At 57.1% G+C, this 1246-nt stretch carries 2 rRNA genes; both read left to right on the forward strand.

The features are described from left to right. A 23S ribosomal RNA gene (locus tag ABDZ36_RS14695) occupies positions 1 to 1005 on the forward strand; the annotation flags it as partial. Between the two features lie 120 nt (positions 1006 to 1125). After that, a 5S ribosomal RNA gene (gene rrf, locus ABDZ36_RS14700) occupies positions 1126 to 1246 on the forward strand; the annotation flags it as partial.

The raw sequence follows: 1246 nt of genomic DNA on the forward strand, positions 1-1246 counted from the left end.
AGAGGACGAAGGACCCGTTAACGGCGGGGGTAACTATGACCCTCTTAAGGTAGCGTAGTACCTTGCCGCTTCAGTAGCGGCTTGCATGAATGGATCAACGAGAGCTTCACTGTCCCGACGTTGGGCCCGGTGAACTGTACGTTCCAGTGCGGAGTCTGGAGACCCCCAAGGGGAAGCGAAGACCCTATAGAGCTTTACTGCAGGCTGTCGCTGGGACACGGTCGCTGATGTGCAGCATAGGTAGGAGGCGTTACACAGGTAGCCGCGCTAGCGGCCCACCGAGCCATCAGTGAAATACTACCCGTCAGTGACTGTGACCCTCACTCCGGGAGGAGGACACCGGTAGCCGGGCAGTTTGACTGGGGCGGTACGCGCTCGAAAAGATATCGAGCGCGCCCTAAGTCCATCTCATCCGTGTCGGAGACACGGAGAAGAGTGCAAGAGCATAAGATGGGCTGACAGTGTCCTACACAACGAGGGACGCTGACGCGAAAGCGTGGTCTAGCGAACCTATGAGCCTGCTTGATGCGGGCCATAGATGACAGAAAAGCTACCTTAGGGATAACAGAGTCGTCACTCGCAAGAGCACATATCGACCGAGTGGCTTGCTACCTCGATGTCGGTTCCCTCCATCCTGCCCGTGCAGAAGCGGGCAAGGGTGAGGTTGTTCGCCTATTAAAGGAGGTCGTGAGCTGGGTTTAGACCGTCGTGAGACAGGTCGGCTGCTATCTATTGGGGGTGTTATTGGTGCTTGACGGGAACGTTCGTATAGTACGAGAGGAACTACGAACGGTTGCCACTGGTGTACCGGTCGTTCGAGAGAGCGTGTGCCGGGCAGCTACGCAACACGGGGTAAGAGCTGAACGCATCTAAGCTCGAAACCCACCTGGAAAAGAAGCACCGCCGAGATCACTCGTAGAAGACGAGTTGGATAGACTCGGGATGTACGCGCCGAGGCAACGAGGCGTTGAGTCCGCGAGCACTAACGATCGAAGCCACACATTCATAGACTCGGGCACTGCCTGCAGCGGGCGAGTCCGGGCGTTAACTGGATTACACGTATACACGGAACCTCGACTGACCGATAGCTGGTGTGTATCATGGTTCGATTCCATGGATCGGCGTTGAGGCGGCCAGAGCGGTGAGGCTACACCCGTACCCATCCCGAACACGGAAGTTAAGCTCACCTGCGTATCAGGTAGTACTGGAGTGCGCGAGCCTCTGGGAACACTGATTCGCCGCCTCG

Origin of the sequence: Halarchaeum salinum (assembly GCF_039520965.1) — an archaeon.
Taxonomy (GTDB): domain Archaea; phylum Halobacteriota; class Halobacteria; order Halobacteriales; family Halobacteriaceae; genus Halarchaeum; species Halarchaeum salinum.